The 11,764-nt window shown below is 70.6% G+C and carries 13 protein-coding genes; 5 read left to right on the forward strand and 8 right to left on the reverse strand.

Annotated features, from left to right (window positions below; all coding sequences use genetic code 11):
• Positions 1-23: 23 nt before the first annotated feature.
• Both HCU73_RS08630 and pdxR read right to left on the reverse strand, forming a co-directional pair.
• Positions 24-1,148, reverse strand: a complete 1,125-nt coding sequence (locus tag HCU73_RS08630) for an acyltransferase family protein (protein ID WP_168623008.1) — start codon at positions 1,146-1,148, stop codon at positions 24-26.
• Between the two features lie 102 nt (positions 1,149-1,250).
• Positions 1,251-2,714, reverse strand: a complete 1,464-nt coding sequence (gene pdxR / locus HCU73_RS08635; RefSeq protein ID WP_210730543.1) for a MocR-like pyridoxine biosynthesis transcription factor PdxR — start codon at positions 2,712-2,714, stop codon at positions 1,251-1,253.
• Between the two features lie 51 nt (positions 2,715-2,765).
• Here pdxR and HCU73_RS08640 point away from each other — a divergent pair, with 51 nt between their 5' ends.
• From HCU73_RS08640 to HCU73_RS18825, 4 genes are all read left to right on the forward strand, one after another.
• Complete coding sequence (locus HCU73_RS08640) at positions 2,766-3,416, forward strand: pyridoxamine 5'-phosphate oxidase family protein (RefSeq protein WP_168623010.1); 651 nt, start codon at positions 2,766-2,768, stop codon at positions 3,414-3,416.
• Positions 3,417-3,442: 26 nt separating this feature from the next.
• The gene (locus tag HCU73_RS08645; protein WP_168623011.1) at positions 3,443-3,655 is read left to right on the forward strand and encodes a hypothetical protein; all 213 of its coding nucleotides are present in this window, start codon (positions 3,443-3,445) and stop codon (positions 3,653-3,655) included.
• A 30-nt stretch (positions 3,656-3,685) separates the two neighbouring features.
• On the forward strand, positions 3,686-5,623 hold the full coding sequence (locus HCU73_RS08650) for a serine hydrolase domain-containing protein (protein ID WP_168623012.1): 1,938 nt from the start codon (positions 3,686-3,688) through the stop codon (positions 5,621-5,623).
• Positions 5,624-5,993: 370 nt separating this feature from the next.
• Positions 5,994-6,128, forward strand: coding sequence for a hypothetical protein (locus HCU73_RS18825; protein ID WP_275403015.1), 135 nt, complete (start codon positions 5,994-5,996; stop codon positions 6,126-6,128).
• An 11-nt stretch (positions 6,129-6,139) separates the two neighbouring features.
• On the opposite strand, the gene HCU73_RS08655 is transcribed toward HCU73_RS18825, so the two are convergent.
• Both HCU73_RS08655 and HCU73_RS08660 read right to left on the reverse strand, forming a co-directional pair.
• Positions 6,140-6,697, reverse strand: a complete 558-nt coding sequence (locus HCU73_RS08655; RefSeq protein WP_168623013.1) for a cysteine hydrolase family protein — start codon at positions 6,695-6,697, stop codon at positions 6,140-6,142.
• A gap of 17 nt (positions 6,698-6,714) precedes the next feature.
• A complete protein-coding gene (locus tag HCU73_RS08660; protein WP_168623265.1) occupies positions 6,715-7,014 on the reverse strand; it encodes a DUF4260 family protein in 300 nt (99 codons plus the stop codon).
• Here HCU73_RS08660 and HCU73_RS08665 point away from each other — a divergent pair.
• On the forward strand, positions 6,923-7,504 hold the full coding sequence (locus tag HCU73_RS08665; RefSeq protein ID WP_275403023.1) for a LysR substrate-binding domain-containing protein: 582 nt from the start codon (positions 6,923-6,925) through the stop codon (positions 7,502-7,504). The two genes, HCU73_RS08660 and HCU73_RS08665, sit on opposite strands and share 92 nt — an antisense overlap.
• Here HCU73_RS08665 and HCU73_RS08670 read toward each other — a convergent pair.
• From HCU73_RS08670 to HCU73_RS08685, 4 genes are all read right to left on the reverse strand, one after another.
• Complete coding sequence (locus tag HCU73_RS08670; protein WP_168623015.1) at positions 7,474-8,484, reverse strand: alpha/beta fold hydrolase; 1,011 nt, start codon at positions 8,482-8,484, stop codon at positions 7,474-7,476. The genes HCU73_RS08665 and HCU73_RS08670 overlap by 31 nt on opposite strands.
• A 60-nt stretch (positions 8,485-8,544) precedes the next feature.
• Entirely contained in the window at positions 8,545-9,123 is a 579-nt protein-coding gene (locus HCU73_RS08675) for a TetR/AcrR family transcriptional regulator (protein ID WP_210730544.1), read from the reverse strand.
• A 128-nt stretch (positions 9,124-9,251) separates the two neighbouring features.
• Positions 9,252-10,343: a tyrosine-type recombinase/integrase gene (locus tag HCU73_RS08680; protein WP_168623266.1), complete on the reverse strand. Its 1,092-nt coding sequence runs from the start codon at positions 10,341-10,343 to the stop codon at positions 9,252-9,254.
• Positions 10,344-10,627: 284 nt separating this feature from the next.
• Entirely contained in the window at positions 10,628-11,752 is a 1,125-nt protein-coding gene (locus HCU73_RS08685; protein WP_168623017.1) for an SPFH domain-containing protein, read from the reverse strand.
• Positions 11,753-11,764 lie beyond the last annotated feature (12 nt).

An 11,764-nucleotide genomic window follows, 5' to 3' on the forward strand; every position in this document is an offset into this window, starting at 1 on the left:
TGCACCAGCTGCCGTGGAGCGGCTCAGATCACCTGCCGCACCAGTGCCGACCGGCGCAGCACGGCGGTGAGGCCGAAGGCGGCGAGGGTCGTCGCCACGATCGACAGGGGCAGAGCCGCCCCGTGCGACGTGCCGACCGCGTCGAGCGAGCGGCAGACCGCCACGAGGATCGGGGCATGCAGGACGAAGGCGCCGTAGCTGTTGGCGGCGGCCCAGCCCCAGACCCGGGCCGCCCTGCCGCCGCGCGCCTGGCTCCAGAGGAGGAGCCCCGCGATGGCGCCAAGGGCGATCAAGGGCTCCCACAGAGCATAGGCTACGGCGGCGGCGGAGAGGCCGGTTTCGAACCGGGGCGCCTCGGACGCGAGGAGCACGGCGGGCAGGAGCGGAAGGGCCACGAGGCCCGCCGCGACCGCGCCGACAAGGCCCCCGCGCGGGAGGCGGTCGAGCCACCCCTGCCGCGCGGCCCGGATTCCGAGGGCGAAAAGGACGACGTAGGAGGCGAAGTAGCCCAGCTGGAACCCCGCCACCGTCGCGCCGACGGGGACGACCTGCCGGATCGCCAAGGCCGCCAGACCCGTCGCCAACGCAAGGGCGATCCAGTGCTTGAAGGGTGGCACTTGGAGACGGGAGACGACGGGGCGGGGCAGCGCCGCGAAGACCGTCGAGAAGACCAGCAGCGCGGCGGGGAACCACAGCGGCCCGAGGACGAAGCGACCCTCCAGGATGCGGGCCTGCGCGTCCGCGAGGATGTCTTCCATCGGAGCCGTGGCCAGGGAGACGGTCAGCGGGCCGAGGAGGAAACCGAACAGCAGCGCCGGCAGGCCGAGCCGCAGGGCGCGGTCGGCGAAGAAGGTGGCCGGCCCCTTGCGATCGAGCGACGGCACCGCCAGCGCGCCGGAAAGCAAGAAGAACAAGCCCATGAAGAAGGCCTGGTTCACGGCGGCGAGAAAGGTGAGCCCGATATTGGTCTCGTCTGTCGCCTTGAAGAACCAGCTGCCGCTCGCACCGTAGGTGATCGCGGCGTGGTGGACGATCACGAGACCCGTCAGGCAGGCCCGCAGCCGGTCGATCCACACGGCGCGCGCGGGAGGGGACAGGGCGGCCGGGCGGCCCGGTGCCGCGTGGAAGGGGACAGTTGCGGTGGTCATCGGCCTCGCGCCTCGGCTTGTCTGAACTGGCGCTGCATGTGCCGCGAAACAGGCTGATCCAACAGGTCCAGTTGGCCGCAATTGGAGGGGGCCAGTCTGCGCTCAGGCCACCTCGACCGGTCCGAGATGGCGATCCAGCGCCTCGGCGAAGCGGCGGGCCTCCCGCTCGGTCGCGGTGCCGAAGCCGACCACCAGACCCGTCAGGGGGGCGTCTAGGCAGTAATCCGAGAGAGCGCCCACTGCGAAGCCCTCGGCGTTCAGCCGGGATCTCAGGGTCTGGTCCTCCGCCAGCTCCGGCAGGTCGATGGCAATCTGCAGGCCGCCGGCGGGCGCGGACAGGCGGGCGCGCGCGCCCAGCCGGTCGGACAGGGCGCCGGTGACGAGGGCGAGGCGGTCGCGGTAGGCGGCCGAGATCGCCGCGAGATGCGCCCGGTAGCCCCCCGAGGCCATGAACTCGGCCAGCGCGGCCTGTGCATGGACATTCGCCGCAAGCCCGAGCCGGGCCTGGATCGCGCGGAGTGCCGGGGCGCTGCCGGGGGGCGCCACCAGCCAGCCCAGCCGCAGCCCCGGCAGGAGGCTCTTCGCGGCGCTGCCGAGGTAGACGACATGGCCCGCGCCGGGCAGGGCCGCCAGCGCCGCGATTCCGCGGCCTTCCCAGAGGAACTCGGCGTCGTAGTCGTCCTCCACGATCACCGCACCTGCGGCCTGCGCGGCCGACAGGAGCCCGAGGCGCCGCTGCATCGGCAGGCGCACGCCGGTCGGATACTGCGTGGTGGGGGTGACGTAGATCAGCCGGGCGTCCGAGAGGTCCGCGCGGTCGGGGTCCGCGCCGGTCCCGTCGACCGGCAGGGCGCGGCAGGTCAGCCCGGCGGCCTCGAAGGCGGCCCGCGCGCCGATGTAGCCGGGGCTCTCGACCAGCGCGACCTCGCCCGGATCGGCGAAGGCGGCGGCGGCCAGCACGAGGCTCGCCTGCGTGCCGGGGGTGACGATGATGTCCTCCGGGGCGCAGACGAGGCCGCGGTGGCGGTGCAGCTGGTCGGCCAACACCTGTCGGAGCTCGGGCAGCCCCTCGAAATGGGCATAGCCCTCGGCGCCGTCCTGCCGGTGGCGCGCGGCGCGGCGGAGCACGCGGCCCCAGGCATCCGCGGGAAACAGCCGGGGATCGGGGGAGCCGGGGGCCAGCGGCCCCTCGGCAAGGCCGCGCCGCAGGACGACAGCCGCCTTTGCCGCCCGCTGCGACAGGCGTGGCGGACCGTTGTCCGCCGGGGCGGCGGGCCGCGTCATCGCCGCCACGCGGGGCCGCGCGCCAGGGCGCACTTCGATGACGCCCTCGGCTAGCAGGAGGTCGTAGGCCGCGTTCACCGTGTTCCGGCCGACCCCCAGCAGCCCCGCCGCGGCGCGGGAGGACGGCAGCGCCTCGCCGGCCGCGAGGCGCCCGTCAAGCACCGCCTGCCGGATGCCGCGGTAAAGCTGCGCCACCAGCGTATCGGGGCCGGCGGGGTCGAGCGCCACGAGGCTGGCGAAGACATCTGGTTCCACGAAATCCCTTCGGACTGGCTCCTCCATGGAACCGCATCATGGAGCAGATGCGGGCCATCCGATAGAGGAGATCGCCCCATGACCGACCAGCCGCGATTCAACCGCGCCCGCAATCCGAAGCACGCCACGCAGGACGCCGCCGCCATCGACGCGATCCTCGACGCCGGCCTCGTCGGCCATGTCGGTTTCGTCGCCGAGGGGCGGCCGATGGTGATGCCGATGGCCTATGCCCGCGGCCCGGGCTGCATATGGCTGCACGGAGCCTCCAAGGCGCGGATCGTGAAGCTCGCCGATGGCGCGGCCCTATCCATGACGGTGACGCTGCTCGACGGGATCGTCGCCGCGCGGTCGGGGTTCCACCACTCGGTCAACTATCGGTCCGCCGTCGTCCATGGCACCGGGCGGCTGGTGACGGACGCCGCGGAGCATGACGCGGCGTTGCAGGCGATCACCGAGCACCTGCTGCCCGGGCGCCACGCCGAGATCCGCGCCATGACCGCGCAGGAGCGCAAGGCGACCGGCGTGATCGCCCTGACCGTCGAGGCGGCCAGCGCCAAGATGCGCTCCGGCCCGCCGGTGGACGACCCGGCCGATCACGGCCTCGGTTTATGGGCCGGTGTCGTGCCGGTCGTCACCGCCCTCGGCCGTGCGATCCCGGATTCTCACACCCCCGCGGGCCTCGCCGAGCCCCCCTCCATCGCCCGCGCACGCGCGCGGTTCGCCCGTTGAGCCACCCGTTCAAGAGGATCCTGTCCGTGACCTTTATCGCTCCCCTGTTCCCGATTGTCCGTTGGCCGACTGCCCTGTCTGATGCCACGTCCACCTGCATGCGCAGCCGCGAGATCGCCGAGGCGGTGGCGCATCTCGACAACCGCTTGCGCGCCGACATCGGCCTGCCGCCGCTGATCGATCTCGCGGAGCAGCCCCACGAGGCGGCCGCGCGCATTGCCATGCTGGCGTGGCGCTGATCCCCGGCTGACGAGAGGAGACCCTGTGCCATGACCCACGCCCGCCTCATCCCGACCCTTGCCGGCGCTGCCCTGATCGGACAGGCCACTTTCCTATCCGCCGATGACGGCACCCAGTCCGGATGGATCGAGCCGGAGGGCCGCATCGCCCTCGTCCTGCCCGAGGGCTGGCAGCAGATCGCCGCGGGGCCGCTCGTGTCCCTGACAAGCCCCGACGGCGATATCACCCTGTGGTTCGGGCTAAGCGACGCAGCAGACCCGGCCGCCGTGGTCGCCGACGCCTGGTCGATCGTGGGCGAGCCCGGGATCCAGCCCGAGGCCGCCGTTCCCGCGCCGCCACGGGATGGCGTCGAGACCGCGACGGCGTTCGTTTACGCGCCGGAGGGCGAGGTGATCCGGCAGGCCATCGCGGAAGCACGCGACGGGGATCTGCATGTCACCCTGATCCGTGGCACCCGCGCCGCCCTCGACCGACGCGGCGCGCAAGTGAACATCGCGGTGACCGGCTTTCTGCCGGCAGGCGCGGGCGGCCCGGACCTTGCCGGGGTCGCGCCTGCCCGCCTCGACGCCGCGGACCTTGCCGCGCTCGACGCCTATGTGACGGAGGCGATGCCGCTCTTCGACGTGCCGGGGGCCGTGGTGGCCGTGGTGCAGGACGGCGAGCTGCGGCTCCTGCAAGGCTACGGCGTGCGGGCCCAAGGCTCCGCGGGCCCGATGACACCTGACACCCGCCTCATGGTCGGCTCGGTCGGCAAGACCATGACGACGCTCCTGATGGCGCGGCTGGTGGAGGACGGGCGCTTGGCGTGGGACCAGCCTGTCCGCGATCTCCTTCCGGGATTCGCCGTGGCAGACCCGGCCTTGTCCGGGACGATCACGGTGCAGAACCTCGTCTGTGCCTGCTCAGGCGTTCCCCGGCGCGACATGGAGTTCCTGTTCAACGCCGACGAGCTGGACGCGGAGGCGGTGATCGGCTCGCTTGCCGGTTTCGCCTTCTTCACCGGTTTCGGCGAGGCGTTCCAGTATTCCAACCAGCTGGTCGCGACCGGCGGGTGGGTCGCGGCAGCCGCGACCGGCGCGCGCTGGGGCGACCTTGATGCGGGCTACGCCGCGGCGCTGCAGGACCGGGTGTTCGCGCCCCTCGGCATGACACGCTCGACGCTCGACTTCGCCGAGGTTCTGGCCGATGCCGACGTGGCGCAGCCGCATGCCCCGCATGGCACGGGCACCCGTCTGCCGCTCCCCTTGCAGACAGAGGCCGCGCTGCTGCCGGTCGCCCCGGCGGGGGCCCACTGGTCTTCCGGCGCGGACATGGCGCGCTACCTTCAGGCATTGATCGACCTGCAGGACGGCACCGGCCTCCTGTCGTCCGAGGGCTTCGCACATCTCACGACCCCGCAGGTGCCGGTCAGCGCCACCATGTCCTACGGGCTCGGCTGGTTCGTGGAGGACTGGCGCGGCCAGCGCCTTGTCCATCACGGCGGCAATACTTTCGGCTTCACCAGCGAACTGGCCTTCCTGCCGGAGGCGGGGGCCGGGATCGTGATCCTCACCAATGCCGGGCGCGCCAACGACTTCGTGCAGGCCGTCCGCGCGAGGTTCCTCGAACTCCTGTTCGACCTGCCGCCCGTGCATCACGCCGGGGCCCTGATCGCCCGCGCCGAGGCCGCGCGCCGGGCGGCGGACTGGGCCGGCGCGGTGCCTGTCGATCCCGTCGCGGCGGAGCGGGCCGTGGGCCGCTACCGATCCGATGTGCTGGGCGAGATCACCCTGCGCCGCGACGGCGCGCGGCTGATCTTCGACATCGGCGAGATGGCCGGCGAGGTTCGCGTCGATCCCCGGCAGCCCGACCGCTGGATCCTGTGGGAGGGGCCCTTGTTCCCCATGCCGCTTGCGCAGGATCCGGCAACCGGGGCGCTGATCTTTGGTGAGGGCGCCACGCACTACGTGTTCGAGGCCGAGCGATGAGACATGCCCGTCGGCTTTCCCTTCGGCTCGCCGGCCTCGCCGTCGTCGGCCTGCAGGGCGAAGCCGCCGCCGACCCTGTCCGCCCCGGGGCCAAGCATTGCGTCGTGCGCGTCGCGCCCGACGATCAATTCAACCGCCGGGCCGGTCCCGGCCCGGGGCACCCGGTGCTGGCCCGGCTGCCCACCGCGCGGTGCGGCCTGGTCGTCTCGTCACCCTGCCGGGGCAGCTGGTGCCCGGTCGAGGACGGACACCAGCCGGTTGGGTCCACCGCCGCCACATCGCCGCCGTCTCCCGCCCGACGCACTGCCTCAGCCCGCTCACCCGGCCGCAGGCAGCCGCGCTCCGGGCCTGGCCCTCGGATCGCTCGCGCGTGCTGACCCGGCTCGCCCCCCGAAGCTGCGGCATCGCCCTCCTGTCCTACCGGGTGGAGGGCTGGCAGAGGATCCGGCAGGGCGGCTGGGAAGGCTGGGTGCGCCTGTCAGACCTGGTGGTCATCGACGGGTAACGCCGTCCCGCTCAGCCGGCGATGAGGTCTGCCGTCCGTCGCGCCTGCGCGAATTCGCCGTGCAGATGGTAGACAGCGGCGCGGTGGATCTCCTCGGCCGACGGGGCCGGGCCGCCGTCGAAGCCGACATCGGCGTTGCGGGTGAAGGCGGCGCAGGCGTCATGGGCGAGCTCCACCGGGAAGCCGAGGTTCGCCGCCATCCGTGTGGTGGTGGACACGCAATGGGGCGTGGTCAGCCCGCAGATGATCAGCGCCTCGGCGCCGGCCGCCCGCAGGTCGGCCTCGAGCGTCGTGCCGATGAAGGCCGAGTTCACCGATTTCTCGTAGACTGCCTCGCCAGGATCGGGCTCGAAGCCCGGCTTGAACGCCGCGCCGGGGCCCGCCAGCGGCGAGCCGGCCTCCCGGCTCAGGTGGCGGACATGGAGGACGCGCCCGCCCGCCGCCCGCACCGCGGCGAGGAGCCCCAGCGCGTTGGCCTCGGCGTCGGGGTTGTTGCGCTGGCCCCAGACCGGGTCGTCGAACCCGCGCTGGATGTCGATCAGGATCAGGGTCTTGTCAGACAGGGGCATGGCGGTCTCCTCGGAGGTCAGGCGGCGCGGCCGATCCGGCCCAGATGGGTCAGACCGAAGGATGTTTCGGACTTGAGCCCGTAGCCGAGCGCGCGGTCGACTCCAATATGGGCGAACCAGACGCAGGCGACCGGAAGGAGGGGCGGAACCAGAGCAACCCCGAGCGCCCCAAGGAGCGCGGGTGCGAGGTAGGTGTGGGCAAGGTTGTAGAGCCGCGCGCCGCTCCTGGCCGAGCATCCATGTCTCGCGGTGGAGCTGTCGTTGTCGAACGACAGCGCCGATCTTGTCCGGAGGGAGGCGGATTTCGCGGTCCGGATGTTGCGGCCGACGCAGGCGCGTCTCGTCGCGCAGCGCCTGGGGCCAGTGCCGCTGGGGCTGTTCGCGCAGCGCGCCTACCTCGACCGGGCCGGACGGCCGAACCGGCCCGAGGACCTCGTGGAGCATGTCCTGATCGGACCCGATGCCGATCCCACGGCACTGGCCGGGCTCGCAGCCTTCGGCGGCCTCCAGGACCGGGCGGCCCTGCGCCTGCGCAGCGACAGCGAGGCGGCCCAGATCGCGAGCGTCCGGGCGGGTCTCGGGATCGGGGTGATTCAGGCGGGTATCGCCGCGCGGGAGCAGGGCCTCGAGCCCGTGCTGCCGGGCATCATCGGCTGGAGCCTCGAGGCCTGGCTGGTCCTGCACGACGACCTGCGCCGGCTGCCGATGGTCCGCCGCGTGGCGGACCACCTGTCGGTCGTGCTCCCTGCGCTGCTGGCCGAAGGGCGGCTTTCGCCTCAGCCCTCGGTAACCCGACGCGCGACGTAGCCCGAGATCAGCGCGGCGAGGGTGCGCGCCTGCACCGGGTCCATGAGGATCGAGAAGTGGTCGGCGTCGGGCATCGTCACCTGTTCCCCGGTTGTGAAGCGGCCCGCGATCTCGCGGTGCAGCGGCTCCACGAGGTGCGAGAAATCGGCGGATCCCGGCACCGGGCTCCCGGCGGTGACCGCGAGGACGGGCAGGTCGGTCGGAAGCACCTGCGCCGCGGCGCGGGCGGTGATCGCGTCCCAGTGGCGGAGTTCCTCAGCCGAGGTGGAGAGATGGACACGGTCGCCGGCGAACGCGCGGGCCGCGGCCATCGCCTCGCCCTCTAGGCCCGTGGCCCCGGCGGCGAGCGGGTTCCACAGGTGCAATAGACCGGTCATCGAGACGCCGGACAGGGCCGAGAGCAGGCCGGGAAAGGCGCGGAACTCTGCCACCATGTCGGGGCTGAAGGCCTCGAGCTGGTCCTCGTGCGAGCTGTCCACCAGCACGACGGCGGCGGTGTCGGCGGGGAACTGCGCCGCGAAATCCCGCACGAAGAAGCCGCCAAGCGAATGGCCGACGAGGACGAAGGGCCCGGCCTCGCCCGCAGCGGCCAGTGCCGTCCGCAGGTCGCGGGCGGTCTGGCCGGGTGCGAAGCCGTCTGGCGCGGGGTCGCTCAGGCCCATCCCGGCGCGGTCGTAGGAACAGACGCGGGCGTCGTCATCGAGCGCCGCCTGCACCCAAGTCCAGGTCTCGGCAAAGCCGGTGGCGCCGGCCTCGAGCACGTAAGTCGTGTCGCCTGCGCCGGTGCAGTGCAGACGCAGGTCATGGGTGCCCGCGCTGGCGAGGACGGCATCGCCGGCCAGCGCCTGGTGCGCCCAATGACGGGCAGTTTCCTGCGCCCCGGCAACGAGCGCGATGCCCGCCAAGGCAAGGCCCGCGAGGCGCGCGGCGCGGCGCAGGGCGGGTCTGGCGGTGGTGGGAGAGGGGAGGGTCATTGTCATGGTTCAGTCCTTTGTAGATCGGATGTCCGTCCGGTTTTTAGGATAAGAAAATGAGGAGGGTCAGTCGAAGCGCATCGAAATCAGCGCCGTGCGGACCCCGGCGATGTCGGGCCGTTCGCCCAGCGCGACCGACAGGATTAGGCCCTGGTAAGTCGCGTAGAGCAGGTCGGCTAGGGCATGGGCCGGCAGCCCCGTCCACCGACCGCCGGCCTGCCGGCGTTCGACCAGGGCGACGAGGGCGGCCCGGACGGCGGCCCGGTTGCCGGTCACGGCCCGGTGCACGTCTGGGTTGGCCAGTGCCTCGGCGGCGATCATCAGGTCGACGCGGGGCGCCTCGGCCGGGTCCATCCTGGCGAGGCCATCGAGGAAGGTTTCGATGATCGCGTCAAGGTCGGCGGCAGGGCCCGCACCCCCGCCGAAGGCTGATAAGGCCTCGGCCATGCCCGCCTCGGTCACGGCAAGGATCAGATCGTCCTTCGACTGGAAGTAGTTGTAGACCGCACCGGCGCTCAGGCCCGCTTCGCGGAAGACGTCGCGGAGGGTGACCTTGGACAGGCCCTTCGCGGCGAACACGCGCCGGGCCGCAGCGATGATCTTGGCGCGGCGTTCTTCCATGGCTTCCGGGGTGATCCTCGGCATCGACTCACCTATAAAACGGACACCCGTCCTATAACATTCTGCTACATTGCGAGCAACACATTTCTGCGGAATGCGCGGATGATCTCATCGAGCCAGTCGACCGATCGACAGGGATTGCCCTGACCCACCTATTCAATCGCGTCTTTTCGACCAAGCCGTATGCGCAGTTCATCGCAGGTCATCTCCATGCTCGGGACCAGCGCAGCGAGGGATGGGCGAACATATCGTTGGCCTGTGATGGACAGGGGTGTGTGGTTGAGCAGGCGGCCAACGATCTCTTCGAGGACGCCGGCCTCCATGGCGACCGTCGCGAAGGTGCGCCGGTGGGCGTGCGGGCTCCAAGGTATGCTCTGTGGTGACGTGAGCCTTCCTTCCGGGCCCTTGGGGGAGGGGAAGACCCACCGACGGTGCAGACCGCGGAGCGGCGCCAGGATTTCGTGGTGAACCTGCAGGATCGGCAGGTCGAAGCTCCGGCCATTCTTCGTCATGGGCAGGTGAATGCGGTCCTCGTGGACATTCTTCCACTCCAGCGTCAGCGCCTCGGTCTTGCGCAACCCCGTGAACAGGAGGAGTTCGTAGAAGACCGCATGGATCGGGTTTGGCAGCGCGTCCACGGCCCGCCGCCATTGAGGCAGGTCCTCGATGATCGATCCATTCGGTCGCTCCTCATACCACTCGATCGCCATCGTCGGGCATTCGGGCAGATCCGAGGTGCGGCGCGCATGGTTCCAGACGGTGCGGAAGTACTTGAACGTGTGGTTGGCTGCGGAAGGCCGATCCGCCATGGACCTGTGCTTGGCGACGACCATCGTCTTGCTGATCTCGTCGAGCGGCAGGTTTAGCCAATCCCTGAGATGAAGCTCGAACTGCTGTCGCAATCCTGAGCGATGCGCGTCGGATCGGAGCTTTGGCCGCGCGAGGTAGGCCTCCATCGCCTTCTGAAGTGTGGGCGCGCCGAGCTGGATCGCTTTCCCGGCGCCGCGTCCCCATTCCAGCGCAAAGCCAAGCGCCGTCTGCCGGGCGGCCGCCGCTGAGATCACCGGGAACCTGCCGATCAGCGCGCGCTGCGTGCGACCGCCGATGTCTCGCTGGTAGTACCAGGTCTTCGACCGCTTGCCGACGTAGAGCACGAAGCCCTTGATCTCGGTGTCCCAGTACTTCTCTGTGCCCTGTTTGGAGAAGGGCAGCTTGCTTGCGAAGGTCTCAGTCAGCTTTGGCATGTTGTCGGATTTTTGTCGGTTTTGGCGGGAAATCACATGCACCGACAGGACACGAAGAGAACACAAGATGTCAATAAAAAGAATATATTAGAATGATGAGGAAGCTCCGGGAAAACAAGCAAATCAGCTTGGAAGGCTGACAGGCTACCATTACATCACACCCGCCGCGCCCCGAGCCGGTACTGGATGCGGCAGGGCCAGTCAAGGTTTCCGACCCGATCGCGGACCCATGCGCCGCGCGCCCGCCCCGGCCGGTGCGGGGGCGCGGCCGGGACGGCGCGGGATCAGGCCGGGGGCGGGGGCGGCGGGGGCATCACGGTGAAGAGCTGGGCCAGCTCCGCCACCTCCTCGGCCCGTTTCCAGCCGTCCTGGCCTTGCGTCCAGACATGGGTCTGCCGGGTCAGCTCGCCCGTGCCCGCCATGCGCCCGAGGTCGGCGCGCGAGAACGGGCCCTTGGTCTGGCCGTTCTCGGCGATGTGCCAGACATGTTCGACCGGCGGCGGCGGCGGGGCGGCGGGCCGCGCCTGGGCCGGCGCCGCGCCCCAGGGGCCGGACATGGTGTTGGCCATCTGGTTGGCCATCGCCATGCCCATGCCCATCCCGAGCCCCGCGCCCATGCCGCCGTCGCCGCCGGGGTTCTCGGCCGCCGCGCGCATCGCCTCGGCGGTCTGGAACTGGGTGTATTTCGACAGGTCCCCCACCACGCCCATCGAGGTGCGGCGGTCGAGCGCCTCCTCGACCGCGGGGGGCAGCGAGATGTTCTCGATGTAGAGCTCGGGCAGCGTCAGCCCGTATTCCGCGATGGTGTCGGAGATGCGGCCCGCGACCAGCTTGCCGAACTCGCCGGTGTTCGCCGCCATGTCGAGCACCGGGATGCCCGAGCCCGCCACCGTCTGGCTGAACTGCTGCACGATGATGTTGCGGATCTGGCTCGTCACCTCCTCGGTGGTGAACTCGCCGTCGGTGCCCACGATCTCGGTCATGAAGCGGCCGGCGTCCGCGACCTTGACCGTGTAGGTGCCGAAGGCGCGGATCCGGGTCGGCCCGAATTCCGGGTCGCGCAGCATGATCGGGTTCTTCGTGCCCCACTTCAGGTCGGTGAAGCGGTTGGTGTTGACGAAGTAGATCTCGGACTTGAAGGGCGAGGCGAAGCCGTGGTCCCAGTGCTGCAGGTTCGTCAGGATCGGCATGTTGTTGGTCTCGAGCATGTAGAGACCGGGGGTGAACACGTCCGCGAGCTGGCCCTCGTGGATGAAGACCGCCGTCTGCCCCTCGCGCACCGTCAGCTTGGCGCCGTACTTGATCTCGTGGCCGTAGCGCTCGAAGCGCCAGACCATGGTGTCGCGGCTGTCGTCCGTCCATTCGATGACATCGATGAACTGGTCTTTGAGGAAATCCATGAACGGCATGTGTCGGGCCCT

This window comes from Roseicyclus persicicus (genome assembly GCF_012395815.1).
Lineage (GTDB): Bacteria > Pseudomonadota > Alphaproteobacteria > Rhodobacterales > Rhodobacteraceae > Roseicyclus > Roseicyclus persicicus.

What these genes read in the sequence shown, in the direction of transcription:
- HCU73_RS08630 (WP_168623008.1), bottom strand. Translation starts at nt 1,148, where the DNA reads ATGACCACCGCAACTGTCCCCTTCCACGCGGCACCGGGCCGCCCGGCC.
- pdxR (WP_210730543.1), bottom strand. Translation starts at nt 2,714, where the DNA reads ATGGAGGAGCCAGTCCGAAGGGATTTCGTGGAACCAGATGTCTTCGCC.
- HCU73_RS08640 (WP_168623010.1), top strand. Translation starts at nt 2,766, where the DNA reads ATGACCGACCAGCCGCGATTCAACCGCGCCCGCAATCCGAAGCACGCC.
- HCU73_RS08650 (WP_168623012.1), top strand. Translation starts at nt 3,686, where the DNA reads ATGACCCACGCCCGCCTCATCCCGACCCTTGCCGGCGCTGCCCTGATC.
- HCU73_RS08655 (WP_168623013.1), bottom strand. Translation starts at nt 6,697, where the DNA reads ATGCCCCTGTCTGACAAGACCCTGATCCTGATCGACATCCAGCGCGGG.
- HCU73_RS08670 (WP_168623015.1), bottom strand. Translation starts at nt 8,484, where the DNA reads ATGACAATGACCCTCCCCTCTCCCACCACCGCCAGACCCGCCCTGCGC.
- HCU73_RS08675 (WP_210730544.1), bottom strand. Translation starts at nt 9,123, where the DNA reads ATGCCGAGGATCACCCCGGAAGCCATGGAAGAACGCCGCGCCAAGATC.
- HCU73_RS08680 (WP_168623266.1), bottom strand. Translation starts at nt 10,343, where the DNA reads ATGCCAAAGCTGACTGAGACCTTCGCAAGCAAGCTGCCCTTCTCCAAA.
- HCU73_RS08685 (WP_168623017.1), bottom strand. Translation starts at nt 11,752, where the DNA reads ATGCCGTTCATGGATTTCCTCAAAGACCAGTTCATCGATGTCATCGAA.